This window comes from Faecalitalea cylindroides, from assembly GCF_028321995.1.
Taxonomy (GTDB): Bacteria; Bacillota_I; Bacilli_A; order Erysipelotrichales; family Erysipelotrichaceae; genus Faecalitalea; species Faecalitalea cylindroides.
This window is the reverse complement of record NZ_JAQLXG010000003.1, coordinates 1-458: the sequence shown is the minus strand read 5'-3', so window position 1 is coordinate 458 and position 458 is coordinate 1. Positions and strand designations below refer to the sequence as shown.

Genomic DNA, 458 nt, shown 5'->3' with positions numbered 1-458 from the left:
TAAAAAAATAAAGCCTTTTAAAGGCTTTTTTTGTATCTTGGAATGAAAAGTTACTTTTTACTTTTAAAAATGCGATTTGTTTGGTAAAATGATAAATGGCTTTTTATGCCTGTATCATTTCATTCTTAATAAGGGAGGTAATTTGAAATCCATGGCAAAACAGGATATGATCGAACTTGATGGTATCGTACAAGACACATTACCCAATGCAGCTTTTAAAGTTAAATTGGAAAACGGGCACGAAATCTTAGCTCACGTTTCTGGTAAAATCCGTATGCATCACATTCGCATTTTACCAGGTGATCGTGTAACCGTTGAAATTTCACCGTATGATTTAACACGTGGGCGTATTACATTCAGAAGAAAATAGGAGGACTATTAAAATGAAAGTAAGACCATCTGTAAAACCAATCTGTGACAAGTGTCGCGTAATCCGACGCAAGGGGCGCATCATGGTA

At 35.6% G+C, this 458-nt stretch carries 2 protein-coding genes; both read left to right on the top strand.

Translation table 11 applies throughout. The features are described from left to right. Window positions 1-151 precede the first annotated feature (151 nt). Window positions 152-370, top strand: a complete 219-nt coding sequence (infA, locus tag PND65_RS02340) for a translation initiation factor IF-1 (protein WP_015536142.1) — start codon at window positions 152-154, stop codon at window positions 368-370. A 13-nt stretch (window positions 371-383) separates the two neighbouring features. Beyond that, a partial coding sequence (gene rpmJ / locus PND65_RS02335) for a 50S ribosomal protein L36 (protein WP_195190813.1) occupies window positions 384-458 on the top strand: 75 nt, incomplete at its 3' end.